The following is an 18613-nucleotide window of genomic DNA, read 5'->3' as shown; positions in this document are numbered from 1 at the left end:
GTTTTAAGGCCGCGTCAAAAGCTTTTACCAAATGTCCACAGGACATTCTCCTCTTAATATCAAATGTAAGTGGCTTTAAAACAAAAAACCAATGCCTTTGAAAAAGGCATTAGGGTTTTCCTTTGTTCAGGTTCCCCTCAAGGGAACAGCGAAGCTAATCCCGAGAGTCTTTAGAAACTATCACGAACTAAAGTTCGAGTACCTGACTGCCACCGGCAGTCCTCCTCTTACTATCAAAGGTACTAAGGTACTAAGGCGCTAAGGTTAATTTGTGTTAACTTAGATGATATACTTTCTTAGGGGTAGCCCTTCAACTCCCGATAGGTATCGGGATTGGGTGACAATGTACGGGCGATTGGGATAGGTTCTATTGATTATATTGCGCTATCTTTTGGGGTTTAATTTAGAGGGTAATTGTCTCGCGAAGAAGCAAAGACGCAAAGTTTTTGTTGATAATATAATAAAGTTAAACTCATGGTTTACAATAAATACTTTCCTAACTTTGTGTAAGTCTCACTTAATAATTAAAACCTTAAAACAATATAGCATGGGAAAATTTGTGATTACTAAAAGAACGAATGGTGACTTTCAGTTCAACCTTAAAGCCGGTAACGGTCAGGTTATTTTGACCAGCCAAGGGTATTCTACTAAAGCGGGTTGTGAGAATGGTGTAGAATCGGTGAAAAAGAATGCTTCGGACGATGCTCGTTATGAGCGTAAAACTTCTTCTAACGGGAAAGACTTTTTTAATTTAACGGCAACTAACGGTCAGATCATCGGCAGTAGCGAGATGTATGAAAGTACTGCTGCTCGTGAGAATGGCATTGAATCGGTGAAGAAGAATGCCCCTGAAGCTGACGTGGAGGATTTGAGTTAGTGTCTACTACTCTATTTTTATATAGCCCTGTTGTTATTAAACGACAGGGCTTTTTTATTGCTTTAAAGGCTTCTAGCTTACTCTCAGTTCGCTGCGCTCGGGTCGATACTTCCCGATAGCTATCGGGACACTCGAAGTGACGTAACGAAGACATATATTTGAAAGAACGTCAGTTCGAGTGGTTTTTTATGGAGTGATAACGGAATAAGAAAATATATTGAGAACACTAGTGCAAACAACGCTTCTCGATATTATTTTAAAACTCAAAAGCTGTCGCTTTTAAGTTTTAAAATCACTCGAAGTGACGTAAAGAGGACGTCTAGGTTATAGCGAGATCGTCAGTTCGAGTGTTTTAACTCAACTTCCTACCGTAGCACTTTCCCGTCAGTTCGAGTGATTTTAATAACTGAAAATGCTAGTTTTCAGTTATTAAAATAATATCGAGAACCGTTGTTTCAACTAAACTTCTTTTTAGCCAAATTTGGTAAAGCATCATAATCCCCATTTATCAGGGCTTCTTTCTTGGCTTTTGACCACTTCTTAATTTGCTTTTCTTTTTCTATAGCAAAGTTTATATCCGTAAACTCAGCATAAAAAACTATAGTAACCGGTCTTCTTTTGGCTGTGTAACAATCGGGGTAAAACCCTATATCATGTTGGAATAACCTTTGGGTAAGTTTACTTGTCACTCCGGTGTAATAAGTACCATCGGAACATTTTAGTATGTAGATGTAAGATTGTTGCATATTGTAAAAGTAAGAAATAATTTATTTTAACGAGCTTCTCGATACTATTTTTAAAGTCAAAAGCTGTCGCTTTTAAATTTAAAAATCACTCGAAGTGACGGGCCTGTTGTTTTTACACTTATAGTGTATTTAGTAGTAAACGTCAGTTCGAGTGATTTTTATGGAACGTAGTGGAATAAAAAGTGTATCGAGAACCGTTGTGAGAGCGAGGCTTCTCGATACTATTTTAAAAGTCAAAAGCTAGCGCTTTTAACTTTAAAAATCACTCGAAGTGACGCCCTTCGATACATTTTGAATTGCATTCAAAACACTCAGGGTGACGTTCTATAGAACTTTTGGATTTAGATTGTAGTTTTATGTCACTTATCTTATTAAGGGGGTTACTTTCTCCAGGTCGAAGTTCATGTAGTCGCAGAATTCGTGGATGGTTATGGGTTGGTGTTTTTCTTTGTTGTGTTTTTTCTTGATTTCTAGAACGATGTTCCTTGATTGCCTTTCGCCTTTGCCTGTTATGGCCTGAACATCTTTTGGATAAATACAAATTCTTTTCATTGGTTACTGGTTTAAGTATTGGATAATATCTCACATACTTTAGTAGGCTTTCCATGACGTTTATATGACGTTTATATGACGTTAACATGACGTTACTATGGCGTTACTATGGCTTAATGGGGCATTTTTCATTTTATTATAACGCAATAATAGGTAAATTATTATGCGTGCCTATAAATTTTAACATTCCTTTTAGTGCAAAAACGGCAGTTTTGGTAAAAGACGGCAATAAGGGTTTGTTATGACCTGAGGGTATATACTAAACATAAAGTTTTGGAGTTTTATAGTTGTAAGCTCTTAGTATTAGGTGTTTTGCCACTTTCATTTAAAAAGTATACAACACATTTATGCTTACTGAGAATTACAAAAATTTATTTATTAACCCTAATATTTATTATTATGGCAAAATCGAATGGAATTTTAAAAATTGAAGGTACTCTTGAAAATTTAACCTTCTACAAAAAAGACGGTGAAAGTTATGTTCGTCGTAAAGGTGGTGTTTCTAAAGAAAGAATTGAGAATGATCCAAATTATTTAAGAACCCGAGAAAACAACAGTGAGTTTGCCACTGCTGCCGGTGCGGGAAAAATGCTTCGTATGGCTTTGGGTAGTCTTATTTTTAAGGCTAAAGACAGTAAAATGACCAGTCGTTTAGTGAAGACCATGTCGGATGTTAAAAGGTATGACACGACTTCGGCGAGGGGACAACGACAAGTGTATAACGGCTTGGGGACTCCCGACGGCAAGATGATGCTGAACGGATTTGATTTTAACATCAATGCGCCGTTGAGCACTGTGCTTTTTGCCATTTATGACCTTGACACGGCGACTGGTGTTGTTACGATTCCCAATCTTGTTCCTCAAGAGCAGATTCGTTATCCTGAAGGGGCTACCCATGTGAGTTTCCAATCGGCGGTCTTGGCCATAGATTTTGAGACGGAAACCTCGGAACTTGTTCTGAGTACTATTGAGAACGTTCCGATTAACCTCACGCCTACTTCGGTTACCTTGACGCCTCCGAGTGTTCCCACTACAACCGGTGTTACCCTATTCTTGTTAGGTGTTTCCTTTTTTCAAGAGTTTAATGGGGTGCAGTATTCCTTAAAAAATGAGGATTATAGTGTATTGCAGGTGGTTGAAGTGGTTTAGAAGAGGTTCTAAGGTGCTTAGGCGCTAAGGGACTAAGGTTTATTTTTTTAGGACTCCTCGCTGTGGTGACATGGCGGGGAGTTTTTTTGAGTTGGTAGTTGGGAGATGGAAGTTGGGAGTAGGGAGGTGAAAGATGGGAGATTTAGCTTTTCCCGATTAAGAGTTGTGAAATACCGACAAAGTGTAAAATGCTATCGGTAAAGTACCTCGTTTGCGCTATTTTAGTTACTTTTAAATATATTCTTTCCAACTGTTCAAATACCACACTTTTTTTGGAAAGCTATAGTTAGGTAATTCTTTTGGGGGTTACCGGCTATAGTTTATTGTAGTGTAACTTTTAAAATTCTATAGGTATGAGAACGAGATTATTGATCACACTAACTGCAAGTTTACTAGTGCTTTTTACAAAAGTTGTTGCGCAAAGCACACCACCCTGCGCAAGCAACAGCATGAATATCTTTAAAGTTACCCCCCAACCCGGTGAACTTTTAATTGATTACTATGATAGCAACTTTACTCCTCAAAAATGTTCCTTTAAATTTACGCTCAAAGAAAATGTATATAGCAATAGAACTCGTATAGGAAGACCTATTTTTTCCATAATTACAGTCCCTTTCAAAGTGAGAGAAGCACAAGACAATAAACCGCAATTTGTTTCTACAGGTGTTAAAAATGCGGGGATTAATATCGGATTATTAAATTGGAAAACGGACCGGTACTTTGCCAATCAAACTGTTTCTACACACAAACTCTCTTTTGGTGCCATTATAGCACCCAGTGGTGAAGAACTGAATATAGATAACACTGATGGGCAAATAGTAACCAAATCAACGCAGCTTTTTATTTCCGCGGGGCTGACAGCAACTTATACTTATAATGCTATATCATTTGTTGCTATACCCATAGGGTATGATTTTGCCACTACTTCTGATGGTAGAAAATGGATGTACAATCAAAAATGGTGGTGGGGCTTTGGTATTGGGATAGATACTAAATTGTTAGGGTTTTAAATTATCCTATGGTCTTTCAACCGCTTTTTTATCCTACTACGGAAAACCGTAAAGAACAAAGACTGTTGAGTGGTACCTTTACCTTCAAACCAACCCAAAACAAGCTACTCGTAAGATTTTTAGTTTAGAATACTTGTTGATAATCCCCATTAATGGGGATTGTTTATGTGTGAGAAATTTGGTATGTTTGAGGAATTACCCTAACCCAATAAATAATAATACCCTTTATGGCTAAAACTACTGTAAAAGCCGATATTAATTTTGAACAAGAACTTTGGAAAGCGGCCAATGAATTGCGTGGTGCTGTGGCTGAGAATCAATACAAAGACTATGTGTTGCCGATGATTTTCCTCAAGCACATGAGCGAGCGTTACGAGATGCGCAAAGAGGAATTGCTGAAATTGGTAAATGACAAAACATCCCCTTATTACACCGAAGACCAAGAAACAATTAACTATGTTATAGAAGATACTGATGAGTATTTATCTAAAAATGTATATATCATTCCAAAAGAAGCCACTTGGGAATACCTTAAAGCCAATGCCGAGCAGGACAATATTAAAGTGATTGTAGATGATGCCTTTGATACTTTGGATAGTACTTTGGGTAAGTTTAGACCTGATTTGAAAGGCATCTTACCCCGTATTTTTGTCAAAAGCCAACTAACGGCCCGACAAGTAGGCGGACTGATTAACTTACTCTCAAACCCGAAACTCTCCCAAAAAGAAAACCCTGAAAGCGATATCCTTGGGCGTGTATATGAATATTACATTGGCAAGTTTGCCTTGGCTGAAGGCAGTGGTGCCGGACAGTTCTTTACGCCAGGCAGTATCGTGCGTTTGATGGTGGAAATGATTGAACCCTATGAAGGGAAAATCTTTGATGCCGCTTGTGGCTCGGGTGGTATGTTTGTGCAATCACTCAAGTTTTTGGAAAGCCATGGTGGCGATAAAAAGAAAATTTCCATATATGGGCAAGAGCGTTATGACGGTACTTTGCGTTTGTGCAAAATGAACTTAGCCTTACGCGATTTGTCTTTTGATGTGCGCTTGGGCGACTCTTTACTACAAGACAAGTTCCCCGATTTGAAAGCCGACTTTATCATAGTAAACCCACCGTTTAACGTAAGCCAATGGCACCCGGAAGACTTACCCGAAAATGACCCCCGCCTCTTTGGACCAAAAGAGGAATTTACTACCGATGGTAGTGCCAACTATATGTGGATGCAAACCTTTTGGAGTCACCTCAGCAATAAAGGAACCGCCTCGGTAGTAATGGCCAATGGCGCAATGACCTCTAACAACAAAGGCGAGAAAAACGTTCGTGAGTTTATGGTAAACAACAATATGATTGACTGTATTGTGCGCCTACCTGATAAATTGTTTTTAACCACCGGCATACCCGCCTGTATCTTTATTTTAAGCCGTAATCGTGATGGCAAAGACGGCCTACACCGTAAACGTACAGATGAAATCCTTTTTATAGACACCAGTAAAATGGGGACTATGGAAAGCCGCAAGTTGCGTGTGTTTACCGATGCCGACATTGACAAAGTAGCAGCGACTTACCACGCTTGGCGTAATATAAGTGGCGATTACGAAAACACCGATGGGTACAGCTATAATGCCACCCTTGCTGAAGTACAAAAGCAAGACTATAAACTAACGCCAGGTATTTATGTAGGTACCGAAGAAGTGGAAGACGATGGGATTGCCTTTGAAGATAAAATGGCTGCCCTGCAAGCTACTTTACAAGAACAGTTTGCTAAAGGGAATGAGTTGCAAGAAAGGATAATAGAGAATTTTAAGAAGATATAGATCAGAAATGTTTATAACAGTAAAATTGATACTTATGATTAAATCAATACTAAGTTTTTTTTCAAAAAAAAATGAACCACAACCAGTAGAATTATCTCCTTTAAAAGAATTAACAACTGAAGAATTTGAAAAATCAAAATTCAAGGCAAGAATAGCATTTATAGACGATGAGGAAATTTCGCATATCAAAAGATTACAATCTGATGGTTATAATATTACTCAATTTACAGACATTGACAATATAGATGATTTTATTAGAAAAAAATACCATGTAGTAGTTCTTGATATTCAAGGTATAGGTCAAAACATAGCACCCAAAACAGAAGGTTGGGGAATTCTAAAATATTTAAAAAGTACTTGTCCAAATACTGTTGTTATTATGTATACTGGAGCTGAATGGTCAATTACTAAATATAAAGCTGAAGCGGATGAAGCGGATGATTTTATTGGAAAAGATTTAGAGTTCCTAGACTTCAAAGCAAAATTAGATGATGGAATTAAAAAGGCATTTTCACCAAATTATCATTTTGAAATTGAAAAAAAATTAATTGCAAAAGAGATTGTTAATGCTAATACTTTGGATGAAATAAAACTCATCATTGATAATTATGGTGGTAACAAAAAAGTTGCTATGTCTAAAGTTAAAGAATTATCTAGTAACTCAACTGTTTTAGAAAGAATCGATAATTTATTATCAATAACTGATTCGATTACCAATCTTTTATGAGAAATCTATATTCTTATCCATACATTTTACAAGATAAAAAAGATGTATTATTTTTTGATGGAAGATTAACTGACTTGCCAAAAGAGTATCGGAAAGAAACAAATAAAAAAAGTTTAACCGAGTTCTATAATAAAATACTTGGTAAAGGTTCTACCAGTGAAATAATTTTTGGCATTGACCCACTGGGATTTACTTACCTAAATTTAGATTTTGTTTGCTACATTGGTTTAATAACTAATCTAAACGAAGTAAAATCTAAATACAATAATCTTGGCAAGAAGTACCCTGACAATAAGTTTAATTTATTGTATTTAAAAAAGCAAATTCAATTTGAATATGATTTAGTTAATTTCAAGGAGTATATTCCAATAGACATCGTAACCCAAAATCTACATGAATTAAGAGGTTTAAACTCTAAGATTTCAGGAAACATTGATGCTATAATGAATATTCAAAATGAAGCCGAGTGGGAAGATAAGTTTGATGAGCAATCTGAGAATATAAAAAAGATATATGTTGGCAGTAGACTTATTAAATTTATTTTAGATAATTTTAAATTTTACATTCCTGACTATTTTGAGAATCTAAAACTGAATTACGACAAATCTTTTATAGTACATAGGTCTGTTAGTAAAATAGTAAAGATTTATAGAAATGACTTTAAAAAAGATAAGGCAGAAATTGATTTTAGTGGTACCAGTTCAGGTAAAATAAAAGGAGAAAAAGAATACTTCGAAATATTGGTTAAAATATTAATCGAGAATGCATTAAAATATTCTGAATTCCCAAAAAGAATTGGACCCAAAGTATTGATAAAAGAAGAAGCACAAAATATAATTATTGAAGTTCACTCCTATGGCAGAGCAATCCCTGAATCAGAAAGAAGGTATTTATTTTTAAAAGGATTTAGGTCATCTGTAAATAAAGCTTCAAAAGAAGGCACTGGTATGGGACTTTACAACGCAAAACAATTATCTAAACATTTTAATGGCAACTTATACTTTACATGCAAAGATGTTTCTAACGATGACAGCATAAACTTAGCATGGAATATATTCACTTTAAAAATTGAAAAATCTAAAGACTAACTAAATGCCAAACAACTGGAAAACATATAAACTCTCAGACTTCATTGATATTAACCCATTAGTCAAACTAAAGGCAAATGAGAAATACTCATTTGTAGAAATGAAAGATTTAGATGCCAATTTAAAAACTGTAATACCTTCAGATTTTAAACCTCTAAAAGGTGGAGCAAAATTTCAAAATAATGATACCTTGTTTGCTAGAATTACCCCTTGTTTAGAGAATGGAAAAATATGTCAAGTTAGAGAACTCAAAAATAATGTTGGCTTTGGTTCAACTGAGTTTCTAGTATTTAGAGGCAAAGATGGCATCTCTAATACAGACTTTGTATATTATTTATCTCGCGAACCTTATGTAAGACAATTTGCGGAAGCAAATATGATTGGAACTTCAGGAAGACAAAGAGTAGCTAAAGAGGCTTTTCAGAATATAAAATTAGAACTACCACCACTCCAAGAACAACAAACCATAGCCTCCATCCTATCCGCCATAGACGACAAAATAGAAAACAACCTAGCCATCAACAAAACACTAGAAGAAATGGCCATGGCACTATACAAACACTGGTTTGTAGATTTTGGACCGTTTCAGGATGGGGAATTTGTAGAGAGTGAACTGGGTATGATACCTAAAGGTTGGGAAGTCAAGAGTGTTTATGATATTGCCAATTATGTCAATGGAGCTGCTTTTAAACCAAGTGAACTTATCAATGAAGGAAAATATGTGATTAAGATTTCTGAGTTAAATGGTGGCATAACAAAAAACACTGGTAAATCAACCAAAGAAGTTAAAAAAGAACAAATTATAAATGATGGGTCTGTTCTATTCTCTTGGTCTGCTACGCTTGATATTTTTCTTTGGGATAAAGGAGAAGCTTTATTAAATCAACATATTTTTAATGTGTTACCTAATGGTTGTTTATCAATTGAAACGCTTTATTTTTTATTAAAAAATATCATTGCTCATTTTAAAGCAATTGCAGCTGATAGAGCAACAACAATGGGACATATTAAGATTAGTCATCTAAAAGAAACTTTTTTAGCTATTCCAAATCAATTAGATAAACAAGAGTTTCAAAATAAAATAGAGCCAATTTTCAATCAAATATTAGAAAATTTAATAGAAAACCAAACCCTAACCCAATTGCGCGATACCTTATTACCCAAGCTCATTAGTGGTGAGGTACGATTAAAAGAGTTTAGAGAAAACTAATTGTAAAGGAAAATGACCACCGAAGCGCTAATAGAACAAGCCACTATAGACTGGCTAACCGATTTGGGATACCAGCATATCAAAGGCCCTGACTTGCCCGAGAATGCCAATGCGGTTATTTTGAAAGGCCCACTGTTGTCGTTTATTCAAAAACAATATCCTCACTTGCCTGAGGAAATACAACACTTGGCAGTGGCAGACTTTTGCAATAATCTTGGGGCTGATATTGATTATCGCAACCGCAGTTTTCATTTAAAACTCACCAAAGGGTTGGATTATGAATACAAGGATGTCCAAGGCAATGAAAAAGCAGTTCACCTCTACCCGATTGATTTTCAAAATCCGGAGAACAATACTTTTTGGGTGGTCAATCAGTTTAGCATCGTAGGCAAAAACAAACGCCGCCCTGATATTATTATTTACATCAACGGGATTCCGTTGGTGCTGTTTGAACTCAAAAACTGGTTTGACGAAAACACTACGATAGACGAAGCCTTTAACCAAATACAACATTACAGAAAAGACATTCCGTTATTGTTTGAATACAATGCCCTAACCATAGTAAGCGACGGTAACGAAGCCCAACACGGTATGTTTAATGCTTCAGCCGAATGGTATGCCGCTTGGAAAAGCATGGATGGCACAACCATCATAGAGGATGATTTTCAGATGCACACCTTAATCCAAGGTTTGTTTCCCAAAGACCGATTGCTCAACTATATTAAAAACTTTGTGTTCTTTGAAGACCACAATGGCACTTTGATTAAAAAAGGCGCCAAATACCATCAGTACTTTGGGGTAAACTTTGCGGTAGAAGCCGCCAAGAAAGCGATTAAGCCTCTTGGTGATGGTCGTATTGGCGTGATTTGGCACACCCAAGGGAGCGGTAAAAGTATCTCAATGGCTATTTATGCCGGAATACTTCGCAGCTTACCCGAATTAAAAAACCCAACGATAGTAGTCCAAGTCGATAGAAGTGATTTGGACTTTCAGTTGTATGAAAATTTTGTCTTAGCCAAAGACTTGGTGGGCGATGTACAACATGCCGACTCCACCGATGATTTGCGACGATTGTTATCTACCGGAAGCGGTGGTGTGATATTCACTACTATAGAAAAGTTCCGTTTGAAAATGGGGAACGATGCCCAACTAGGCGAAACCGAACACCCTATCCTATCCGAAAGAGAAAACATCATCGTTATGGCAGACGAAGCCCATAGAACGCAGTACGGTTTGTTAGACGGCTTTGCTTCTAACTTGCGTAAAGCGTTGCCTAATGCTTCGTTTATTGGGTTTACCGGAACACCTGTAGATAGCAAAGATGCCGATACACAGGAAGTATTTGGGGAAACGATACACATTTATGACATCAAGCAAGCTGTGGATGATAAAGCTACGGTGCCTATATACTATGAACCGCGCTTGGCGAAACTCCATTTGTGGAATGAAAACTTAGACGCCGAAGTAGATGCCATCACCGCTGATGTGGAAGACGACAGCAGTTTGAAATGGGCAGCGATAGAAGATGCGGCAGGTTCGGCAGAAAGGGTTGCCAAAGTAGCGGAAGACATCATGAAGCACTTTAAAAACCGAACAGAAACTTTACCGGGCAAAGCGATGGTAGTGTGTATGAGTCGCCGTAACAGTGTAAAAATGTATGATGCCTTGAAAGCTATTGAAGGCTGTCCTGAAATAGCGGTGGTGATGACGGGTAATATCTCGAGCGACCCTATTGAATGGAACGAGCACTTGCGCACCCAAGACGCTACCGAAGCCTTAAAGAAACGTTTCCGTAATCCGAAAGACCCATTGCAAATCGTTATTGTTCGCGATATGTGGTTAACCGGTTTTGATGCTCCTTGTGTGCATACGATGTATGTAGATAAAATTATGAAAGGCCATAACCTGATGCAAGCCATAACCAGAACCAACCGTGTGTTTAAGGACAAACCGTCGGGCGTTATTGTGGATTACATCGGTATTGGCGACCAATTGAAAACAGCCACCAATAAATACACGGGCGGTGGCGGTCAAGGAAAACCTACCATTGATATGGAACAAGCCTTGAATATGTTCTTTAATCAGGTAGAAGTTTGCCAATCATTATTACCGGAAGGCATTGAATACCATAATTGGAAAGGTTTGCGAGATGGAGATAAAGTATTGTTGGTTAGAAAAGCACTGAACAGTATCATCAAAAACGACGAAGAATCCAATCTGTTTATGTTGGAAGAAAAGAAATTGACCGGATTGTTGTCAATAGTAAAATCGCAACCACAGATTCAAGAGTATTCGGTGGATGTATTGTTTGCCCAACACTTGTCAAAAGCCATACGCAATGCTAAATCAGTAAAAAGTAGTCGAGGCAATCAGAAAGACCAAATCAAGGAATTAATTAGTCGCAGTATAGAATCAGAAGACATCGTAGATGTATTTGCGATGGCAGGATTAGAGCGTGCGGATATTTCTATTTTGAATGAAGAATTCCTTTTGGGAGCCAAAGAAGAAAAAGACAGTATTGATATTAAGATAGCTTTGATGCGTTCCATTTTGTTGGATGAAGTTAAGCTACGTTTGCACAAAAACATTAGAAAATATACTTCGCTAAAAGAAGAACTGGAAAAAGTGATAGAGCGATATCATTTGAATGCCATTGACTCCTATACCACCATAGCCGAACTGATAGAACGCGCTAAGCAACTACAGGACGAAGACCACCGAATAAAAGAGTTGGGATTAAGCGATGAGGAGTTGGCATTCTACGATATCTTGGCTTCCAAAAAAGAAATCATTAACGAAAGCGGCCCCATTCAAGATATTGTTCATGGCGTTGTAAAAGCGGTAAAAAGCAATTTACAAATTGACTGGATGAATAAAGAAGATGCTAAAGCAGCCATAAGATTAGCGGTAAAAAAAGAACTGCGAGGTAAAGTCAGTATCAATGAACTAAACGGCATATTGCAAGAGATTATGGAACAGGCTGAAGGACAGTTTAGTGAGTGGAGGGCGTAGATATGAACAATCAATTTATATACAAAGGATTAGAGAAGTACAAACAGGTTTTAGAGGAACAATGTAAAAAGCGGTTTGAAGTTAAAACCATATATATTGACAAACATTTTTTTTCAAACACACCGGAAAAAGAAAATGATTTAGATAAAAAATCCCAATTGGTTAAATTGGAGATAGATTCTATCAAAAAAAATCCAATTTTATATTGGTTTTCGTTTGATGAGAATTTTAAAGGTCAAGAGGTAACTCGAAATATGTTCTTGGAGTATTCCAATGCAATAAAATCAAAAGAATATATTGCAGATAAAGAAAAATACAAAACGAATCCTCTTTCATATAAAAGAGCTGTCTCTGCAATTAAGGATAAGTTCTTAAATACAGAAACTAAAACTTTGTATGTAGGTAAAGTAAAAAAAGATTTCTGGTTCAGAATAGTTACTCATTGTGGTTGGGCGCCAAGTCCAAAAACAGCAGGTTTGCAGTTAAAGTATTGGTATGATTTAGAGGAGTTGCCACCTTTGAAATTAAATTACATTGTGTTCGATCCCATAATGGATGATTTTGTTTCAATATTAGAAATAGAATTAAATAAACAGTTAAATCCTCTTATAGGAAAAAAATAATGTTATAATCTAAAGTTAACGATAATTAAAAATCAAGCTCAAATAATTTAACATATGACTTTTGCCAAGCATCCCTCAGTTAAACTTAGAGAATTGTACAAAGAAAAAAACCATCAAGGAGCCAATCCTAAAAAAGCAAATATTCTTTTTGTAGGCAAAGATCCAAACTGGGCAACGGATATCGAGGATGCTACTTTTTTTAATTTGGTTGAGGAATATTTAAATGACGGTATAGCCTTTTGGAAAAAGTACAACTTTCATCACCCATTTTTACACTCAGATTATAACAAAGACGGAAAAAAGTACCATCAAGCATTTTCAAGACTTCAATTGGATAGTAGTTTCGCATCAGAAATATCATTCGTAGAATTAATAGGTTTTCCCACCACTGGGATGTCATCATCAAACGTTACTGAGTTTAACCAAATATTGTTATCTCCCGAAAACAGAAATCATCTCATTGCATTAGAGGAATTACTCTTAGATACTTCTAAAACCATCTTTTTGTATTGGGGACTTATTAATCAGTTTAAATTTTTACATGATAAAACAGGTTTATTCAAATCATTAGCAAATATAGATAAGTCAATCATGGTAAGAACCGACCTGAATCAATTAGGAAATTACTATTTTCATAAACATTTCTCAATGGGTATAAGCCCTCAAACGCTTCAAAAAATAGCAACTGTTATTCATAATTCAATAAAATGCCCTTAGTACTTTTACTATTGTTTGTTTCATTAATCGTCTTGTTTAAACTCTACAAAGCCCGAATAAAAGGAGCTATTGGAGAGCAAAACATTTCTTTACGTTTACGTTCTTTAGATAAATCGAAATATAAAGTCATTAATAATGTTGTGCTGCAATCGGGAGAATTCACTTCACAGATTGACCATATCGTAATTTCAGATTTTGGCGTTTTTGTCATAGAAACCAAAAATTATAAAGGTTGGATTCTTGGTCATGAACACTCAGAGTATTGGACTCAAGTTATATACAAACGCAAAGAAAAACTGTACAATCCCATTCGACAAAACTTAGGTCACATTAAATCTTTGAAAAAGTGTTTGACAGAATATCCAAATGTAGATTACAAATCGATTATTGTTTTTTCTTCAAGAGCAGCTATTAAAGTCAATACGGTAACCGATGTTGTAAATTCATACCGTCTCGTTAGAACAATCAAACGATACTCAGGAATAAACCTCACTGAAACCGAAAAAGAAAATATCTATAGAAAAATCAATGCCTTAAATAGAATTGCTACGTATGACAAACGCCAACATATTAAAGCCATCAAAAAAAGAATTGAAAAAAGAGAAAATTCCATTCGAGAAAATAATTGTCCTCAATGCGGTGGCGGCTTAATACTTCGCACAGGAAAATTTGGTGATTTTTTAGGTTGTAGCAATTACCCTAAATGCACTAATACGATAAAATTGCAATGATTTTTAATCAATAATTTAAAACAAAATAACAACCCAAACCCACCATGCCCATCAAAAAACTTCCCCTCCAATTAGAAAACACCTCTTATAGTCTTTACGGCAACTTTGGGGCAAGAATTGCTGCCGCCCTTTTGGATGGGCTGATTTTTATTCCTTTAGCCCTAGTGGCCCTATTTTTTGATAGTTTGCATCTGTACTATTACTACAATGCGTTTGTGGCCACAGAAGTAGTGATCATGGCGTATTGTATTTACTTGCCGGTGCGTTTTGGCGCTACTCCGGGTAAGCGTATTATGGGATTGACCATTTTAAAAAAGGACGGTTCGGCTATTACGTATCGAGAGTCGTTTTTAAAATACTTGCCCTTGCTTATCTTAGCCTTATTAGACTTTTACGTGCAGAGTTCGTCTATTGCCTTGGCAGATCCAACGGTTTTTGATAGTATGGGTTTGGTGGAGCAATTGGAGTATTTGGAATCATTTAATCCTATTCCGGAATGGGCACTGGAGGTAGTGATTTTAGGATATTATTTTACCTCTATGCTTTTGGTTTTACTAAATCCCAGAAAGAGAAGTTTAAGTGACCTATTGGCGGGAACGGTGGTGGTTTATACGAGATGTATGGAGAAGATAAGGGAGAGTTAGGAGTTAGGAGTTAGGAGTTGGGAGTTAGGAGTTGCGGGTTAGGACTTCCCCTATTTTTGCTAACGTCATTTCGGATACAACCCAACTCATTTGGGCAACCGTTTAAATTATTTAGAGTAAATCCCTTATAATCAATAATAAAGACTATCTTCGCCTTTTAATACTTATTTTTATGAACGAAGGAACAATTAAATTTTACAATGAAGCCAAAGGCTTCGGATTTATTACGCCAAGCAATGGCGGAGCAGACGTATTTGTACATGCAACCGGTCTTAATGGCCAAGTGCGTGAAAACGACAAAGTGTCTTATGATGTAACGGATGGTCAGAAAGGACCAACCGCAACCAATGTAAACGTTATCTAAGATAAATATTTACCTGTGTTTGTTAAAAAGCCAATCCTTCTGATTGGCTTTTTTTTTGTTTTAAGGAGGACTGTGAAATAGTCCCGATAGCGCGGAATTACTTCTTCAGTTCGAGTATTGTGCAGCAACGTATCGAGAACTATTGTTTGAGCGAGGCTTCTCGATAGTATTTTTAAAGTTAAAAGCTAGCGCTTTTTAACTTTAAAAATCACTCGAAGTGACGGTTTAACTATTTTATCATGTTATGCACTTAACTTCAATTCGAGTGGTTTAAACTAAAGTCCCTACCTCAGCACTGCACCGTCAGTTCTTAAAATTGTATCGTGAACCTTTGTGTAAAGAAGGCCTAAAGATTTACAAATAATTTGTAAATTAGACTCCTAATTAATTTAACCACTGTCATTTATGAAAAAAACACTACTAGTAACGGCTGTTTTTGCCGCCTTTGGGTTGGTTGCTACCAAAACAACAGCCCAAAATTTACAAAGCATTTCCATTCAAAGCGGTTTTAATGCCGATGTGGTTGCTAACGGAATAGGACCTTCTGCCACTTCAACCACCAATGATGTTGATGGGGTAAGCTATGCCTTTATTTCCAGAGACTTTCAGTTGACTGCAGGCAGTGCAGCCCTAACGTACGGACTACCAATAAACGGATTGATTACCAGTGCAGTGCCTTCACCGGCCGGATTGAGTTATCAATTGGCTTCCTACAGCGGCAATAACGCCTTGCGACTGCAAAACACTAATGACTCGGGAACGTTGGTATTTTCCAATCCAATAGCGGCGGTTAATTTATACATGTTGGCTATGGGAGGCAGCGGTGCTTGTACTGTAAACGCTACCGTAAACTTTGCGGATGCCACCTCTGAAACCTTCACCGGTCTTGCTATTGCCGACTGGTATGGCGGGGCTAATTTTGCCATTCAAGGGATCGGAAGAATCAATATAACCAATGATGTTTTAGAAAATGGAGGCGGCACCAATCCGAGACTCTACCAAATTCCGTTGGCTATCAATGTGGCCAACCAGTCGAAACTCATACAAAGCGTAACGGTAACTAAAACAGGCGGTGGAATTCCGAACGTCTTTGCCTTTTCGGCAGATGCTTTTACCAGTTGTCCCGGACCGACCAACATTACTTTTACGTCCTCTAATGATGGCGGTACTTTTAACTGGACAGCACCGGCCAGTGCGCCTTCCTTGGGATACCAGTATTACATTAGTAACACGGCTACTCCACCAACGGCCTCCACAACGCCAACCGGAAGTGTGGCGGCAGGAGTTACCAGTGTAACGCTTAGCGGATTGAATATGGGTTCAACATATTATTTTTGGTTGCGTTCCAATTGTGATAGCGTGCTTGGCTTTTGGCAACTCAAAGTGTTTACTACCGGGCAAATGGAAGCCACTTATACCTTGGGAGACATCAATACCGAATACAATCTCACGCCTACAGTAACCAGCTTAACCAACTGTCCGGGTAGCTTAACCTTGGCTATTCCGGCCGGCTTTCAAATTGCTTCCACCGATGTTTCTTATACCATGACCACCGCCAGCAATGGTTGGATGAGCGAGCAAAGATCATTGTTGGTTTGTACCAATACCAATACTACTGAGGCGGCTATCTCTTCAGGGGTTGGTGCCACTACCGGAACCTATGCTTACAACAGAACCGGATTGACTATTGCCAATGGCCTTTCAGGGAATGTTACTTTCAACCTTAGAGCGTGGAGAACCTATGGTGGCGTAGATTGTAATGCTGATTTTAACAGAGTAGACAACAACACCTGGAAAATAACGGTTACCCTTACTCCTACGCTCTCTACCAATGAGGTAGCGGTGCAAAGAATTAAGGTATTTCCAATTCCGTTTACCGATAGCATTCAACTGGATAATGCGCAAGACGTCAGTTCTATTTTAGTTTCTGATATGACCGGTAAGTTGGTGCGAACCATCCAACAGCCTGAGCCACAGATTAATTTAAGCGAATTAAATTCGGGGCTCTATATACTCACACTAACCTTGCAAGATGGCAGTATACAACATACGAAAGCGTTAAAGCAATAAAAGTTTACAAAGAAGAGTCGGTAACGGCTCTTTTTTTATTTATACTATCGTTAAGGATGGGTGGATTACGGACATAGAAATCACTACTGCCCTATTTCTAATTCTGGAATAAATCACTATTTTAGTGCCGTAAACTATAAACCACCAACATGAAACTACTTGGAATAGGCTCTAGAATTAATCACGCCGACTATGGTAAAGGCGTAGTAACCAATGTATCTTCAAAAGAATACTGGGTAACTTTTATAGAAAACGGATTAGAAACCATTGCTATCGATAGTGAATTTGAAGTCATAGAACACGCCGAAAACGAAGTAGACACTATTAGTTTTTACGATGTAGAACAAAGCTTATTGTCGATACTGAAAAAATGGAACGGTTTAGGCGAACCGGTAGCCATAGGCGATAAATGGAAAGGCGGCAACATGAAACTCACGCCGGGACAAGCAGGCTTAGCGGCTAAAGATGTGCCGATTGATGTATTTTTCCACAAAATTGTAATGCTTCGCGACCGTCTTAGGGTAATGGAACAGAAAATCAATGCCAGCAAATTAGAAGAAATAGAAAAAGTAGAATTGCAACAATACATCACCAGAATTTACGGTAGTTTAACCACGTTTAACGTGTTGTTTAAATCGCAAAGTGATTATTTCGTAGGCGAAAAAACTAAATAAACTTTATCCTAATTTTACCAGATGTCGTTGTTGAAATGCGTACTTTTATGCCACTAAAGAAATACATCATGAAAAAAATAGTTTTAGGAATAGTAGTGGCCGGATTGGTCATTTTTGGTTGTAAAAGTTCGGCTTCCAAAGAGAAAAGCAAAACCGTCAACATTACTTTTGAGTCTAAAAGCGGTAGTAATGTAAAAGGCACGGCTACTTTTGTGGAGAAAGACGGCGAAGTTACTTTTACGGCTAATTTTTCGGGATTAAAACAAGGCGAGCATGCCATTCACATTCATGAAAAATCGGATTGCTCATCGGCAGATGCCACTTCTGCGGGAGGCCATTGGAACCCAACCTTTAAAAAGCACGGTCGCTGGACCGACTACGAACACCACAAAGGGGATATGGATAACTTTTATGCCAGTGCCGAGGGTAATGGTACCGTATTGTTTAAAACCAAAGAATGGTGTGTGGGTTGTGGCGATGAAACCAAAGATGTCTTAGGCAAAGCGGTAATCGTTCACGAAAAAGCCGATGACTATGTAACCCAACCTACCGGAAATGCCGGTGCAAGATTAGCCTGTTCTGCGATTATAAAATAACCGTCT

18 protein-coding genes are annotated in these 18613 nt (G+C 37.4%); 16 read left to right on the top strand and 2 right to left on the bottom strand.

Annotated elements, in window-relative coordinates; all coding sequences use genetic code 11:
- Positions 1 to 547 precede the first annotated feature (547 nt).
- Positions 548 to 877 carry a YegP family protein gene (locus tag ICG50_RS10580; protein ID WP_187660887.1) on the top strand — a complete coding sequence of 110 codons (330 nt, stop codon included), beginning with the start codon at positions 548 to 550 and terminating at the stop codon, positions 875 to 877.
- 455 nt (positions 878 to 1332) lie between these two features.
- Here ICG50_RS10580 and ICG50_RS10575 read toward each other — a convergent pair whose 3' ends face one another.
- Together ICG50_RS10575 and ICG50_RS10570 are read right to left on the bottom strand one after the other, a co-directional pair.
- On the bottom strand, positions 1333 to 1623 hold the full coding sequence (locus tag ICG50_RS10575; RefSeq protein ID WP_187660886.1) for a GIY-YIG nuclease family protein: 291 nt from the start codon (positions 1621 to 1623) through the stop codon (positions 1333 to 1335).
- A 363-nt stretch (positions 1624 to 1986) separates the two neighbouring features.
- Positions 1987 to 2175 (bottom strand): hypothetical protein, encoded by a 189-nt coding sequence (locus ICG50_RS10570; RefSeq protein WP_187660885.1) that lies wholly within the window; start codon positions 2173 to 2175, stop codon positions 1987 to 1989.
- 399 nt (positions 2176 to 2574) lie between these two features.
- Between ICG50_RS10570 and ICG50_RS10565 the strand changes: the two genes are divergently transcribed.
- The 15 genes from ICG50_RS10565 to ICG50_RS10495 all read left to right on the top strand — a co-directional run bounded on the left by ICG50_RS10565 (position 2575) and on the right by ICG50_RS10495 (position 18607).
- Positions 2575 to 3324 (top strand): hypothetical protein, encoded by a 750-nt coding sequence (locus ICG50_RS10565; protein WP_187660884.1) that lies wholly within the window; start codon positions 2575 to 2577, stop codon positions 3322 to 3324.
- Positions 3325 to 3677: 353 nt separating this feature from the next.
- The gene (locus ICG50_RS10560) at positions 3678 to 4334 is read left to right on the top strand and encodes a hypothetical protein (protein ID WP_187660883.1); all 657 of its coding nucleotides are present in this window, start codon (positions 3678 to 3680) and stop codon (positions 4332 to 4334) included.
- A gap of 227 nt (positions 4335 to 4561) precedes the next feature.
- Positions 4562 to 6151: a type I restriction-modification system subunit M gene (locus ICG50_RS10555; RefSeq protein WP_187660882.1), complete on the top strand. Its 1590-nt coding sequence runs from the start codon at positions 4562 to 4564 to the stop codon at positions 6149 to 6151.
- A gap of 34 nt (positions 6152 to 6185) precedes the next feature.
- Positions 6186 to 6878 carry a DNA-binding transcriptional response regulator gene (locus ICG50_RS10550; RefSeq protein WP_187660881.1) on the top strand — a complete coding sequence of 231 codons (693 nt, stop codon included), beginning with the start codon at positions 6186 to 6188 and terminating at the stop codon, positions 6876 to 6878.
- Positions 6875 to 7966, top strand: a complete 1092-nt coding sequence (locus ICG50_RS10545) for a sensor histidine kinase (RefSeq protein WP_187660880.1) — start codon at positions 6875 to 6877, stop codon at positions 7964 to 7966. The genes ICG50_RS10550 and ICG50_RS10545 overlap by 4 nt, the downstream gene beginning before the upstream one ends.
- Before the next feature lie 4 nt (positions 7967 to 7970).
- Positions 7971 to 9176, top strand: coding sequence for a restriction endonuclease subunit S (locus ICG50_RS10540; protein WP_187660879.1), 1206 nt, complete (start codon positions 7971 to 7973; stop codon positions 9174 to 9176).
- A gap of 12 nt (positions 9177 to 9188) precedes the next feature.
- Entirely contained in the window at positions 9189 to 12188 is a 3000-nt protein-coding gene (locus ICG50_RS10535; protein WP_187660878.1) for a type I restriction endonuclease subunit R, read from the top strand.
- Between the two features lie 2 nt (positions 12189 to 12190).
- Positions 12191 to 12811, top strand: coding sequence for a hypothetical protein (locus tag ICG50_RS10530; protein ID WP_187660877.1), 621 nt, complete (start codon positions 12191 to 12193; stop codon positions 12809 to 12811).
- A gap of 54 nt (positions 12812 to 12865) precedes the next feature.
- Entirely contained in the window at positions 12866 to 13528 is a 663-nt protein-coding gene (locus ICG50_RS10525) for a hypothetical protein (RefSeq protein WP_187660876.1), read from the top strand.
- The gene (locus ICG50_RS10520; protein WP_187660875.1) at positions 13519 to 14259 is read left to right on the top strand and encodes an NERD domain-containing protein; all 741 of its coding nucleotides are present in this window, start codon (positions 13519 to 13521) and stop codon (positions 14257 to 14259) included. The genes ICG50_RS10525 and ICG50_RS10520 overlap by 10 nt, the downstream gene beginning before the upstream one ends.
- Before the next feature lie 44 nt (positions 14260 to 14303).
- A complete protein-coding gene (locus ICG50_RS10515) occupies positions 14304 to 14903 on the top strand; it encodes an RDD family protein (protein ID WP_281384530.1) in 600 nt (199 codons plus the stop codon).
- Between the two features lie 172 nt (positions 14904 to 15075).
- Positions 15076 to 15267 (top strand): cold-shock protein, encoded by a 192-nt coding sequence (locus tag ICG50_RS10510; protein ID WP_187660873.1) that lies wholly within the window; start codon positions 15076 to 15078, stop codon positions 15265 to 15267.
- 405 nt (positions 15268 to 15672) lie between these two features.
- The gene (locus ICG50_RS10505) at positions 15673 to 17337 is read left to right on the top strand and encodes a T9SS type A sorting domain-containing protein (RefSeq protein ID WP_187660872.1); all 1665 of its coding nucleotides are present in this window, start codon (positions 15673 to 15675) and stop codon (positions 17335 to 17337) included.
- A 149-nt stretch (positions 17338 to 17486) separates the two neighbouring features.
- Positions 17487 to 18011, top strand: coding sequence for a hypothetical protein (locus ICG50_RS10500; RefSeq protein WP_187660871.1), 525 nt, complete (start codon positions 17487 to 17489; stop codon positions 18009 to 18011).
- 68 nt (positions 18012 to 18079) lie between these two features.
- Positions 18080 to 18607 carry a superoxide dismutase family protein gene (locus ICG50_RS10495; protein ID WP_187660870.1) on the top strand — a complete coding sequence of 176 codons (528 nt, stop codon included), beginning with the start codon at positions 18080 to 18082 and terminating at the stop codon, positions 18605 to 18607.
- Positions 18608 to 18613: the final 6 nt, after the last annotated feature.

It is taken from the genome of Flavobacterium buctense, from assembly GCF_014486695.1.
In the GTDB taxonomy this organism is placed as follows: Bacteria; Bacteroidota; Bacteroidia; order Flavobacteriales; family Flavobacteriaceae; genus Flavobacterium; species Flavobacterium buctense.
The sequence above is the reverse complement of the archived record's forward strand: the minus strand, read 5'-3'. Positions and strand labels throughout refer to the sequence as shown.

Excerpts from the sequence above, each read along its gene's own strand:
- ICG50_RS10580 (WP_187660887.1), top strand. The coding sequence starts at position 548 with ATGGGAAAATTTGTGATTACTAAAAGAACGAATGGTGACTTTCAGTTC.
- ICG50_RS10575 (WP_187660886.1), bottom strand. The coding sequence starts at position 1,623 with ATGCAACAATCTTACATCTACATACTAAAATGTTCCGATGGTACTTAT.
- ICG50_RS10570 (WP_187660885.1), bottom strand. The coding sequence starts at position 2,175 with ATGAAAAGAATTTGTATTTATCCAAAAGATGTTCAGGCCATAACAGGC.
- ICG50_RS10565 (WP_187660884.1), top strand. The coding sequence starts at position 2,575 with ATGGCAAAATCGAATGGAATTTTAAAAATTGAAGGTACTCTTGAAAAT.
- ICG50_RS10560 (WP_187660883.1), top strand. The coding sequence starts at position 3,678 with ATGAGAACGAGATTATTGATCACACTAACTGCAAGTTTACTAGTGCTT.
- ICG50_RS10555 (WP_187660882.1), top strand. The coding sequence starts at position 4,562 with ATGGCTAAAACTACTGTAAAAGCCGATATTAATTTTGAACAAGAACTT.
- ICG50_RS10550 (WP_187660881.1), top strand. The coding sequence starts at position 6,186 with ATGATTAAATCAATACTAAGTTTTTTTTCAAAAAAAAATGAACCACAA.
- ICG50_RS10545 (WP_187660880.1), top strand. The coding sequence starts at position 6,875 with ATGAGAAATCTATATTCTTATCCATACATTTTACAAGATAAAAAAGAT.
- ICG50_RS10540 (WP_187660879.1), top strand. The coding sequence starts at position 7,971 with ATGCCAAACAACTGGAAAACATATAAACTCTCAGACTTCATTGATATT.
- ICG50_RS10535 (WP_187660878.1), top strand. The coding sequence starts at position 9,189 with ATGACCACCGAAGCGCTAATAGAACAAGCCACTATAGACTGGCTAACC.
- ICG50_RS10530 (WP_187660877.1), top strand. The coding sequence starts at position 12,191 with ATGAACAATCAATTTATATACAAAGGATTAGAGAAGTACAAACAGGTT.
- ICG50_RS10525 (WP_187660876.1), top strand. The coding sequence starts at position 12,866 with ATGACTTTTGCCAAGCATCCCTCAGTTAAACTTAGAGAATTGTACAAA.
- ICG50_RS10520 (WP_187660875.1), top strand. The coding sequence starts at position 13,519 with ATGCCCTTAGTACTTTTACTATTGTTTGTTTCATTAATCGTCTTGTTT.
- ICG50_RS10515 (WP_281384530.1), top strand. The coding sequence starts at position 14,304 with ATGCCCATCAAAAAACTTCCCCTCCAATTAGAAAACACCTCTTATAGT.
- ICG50_RS10510 (WP_187660873.1), top strand. The coding sequence starts at position 15,076 with ATGAACGAAGGAACAATTAAATTTTACAATGAAGCCAAAGGCTTCGGA.
- ICG50_RS10505 (WP_187660872.1), top strand. The coding sequence starts at position 15,673 with ATGAAAAAAACACTACTAGTAACGGCTGTTTTTGCCGCCTTTGGGTTG.
- ICG50_RS10500 (WP_187660871.1), top strand. The coding sequence starts at position 17,487 with ATGAAACTACTTGGAATAGGCTCTAGAATTAATCACGCCGACTATGGT.
- ICG50_RS10495 (WP_187660870.1), top strand. The coding sequence starts at position 18,080 with ATGAAAAAAATAGTTTTAGGAATAGTAGTGGCCGGATTGGTCATTTTT.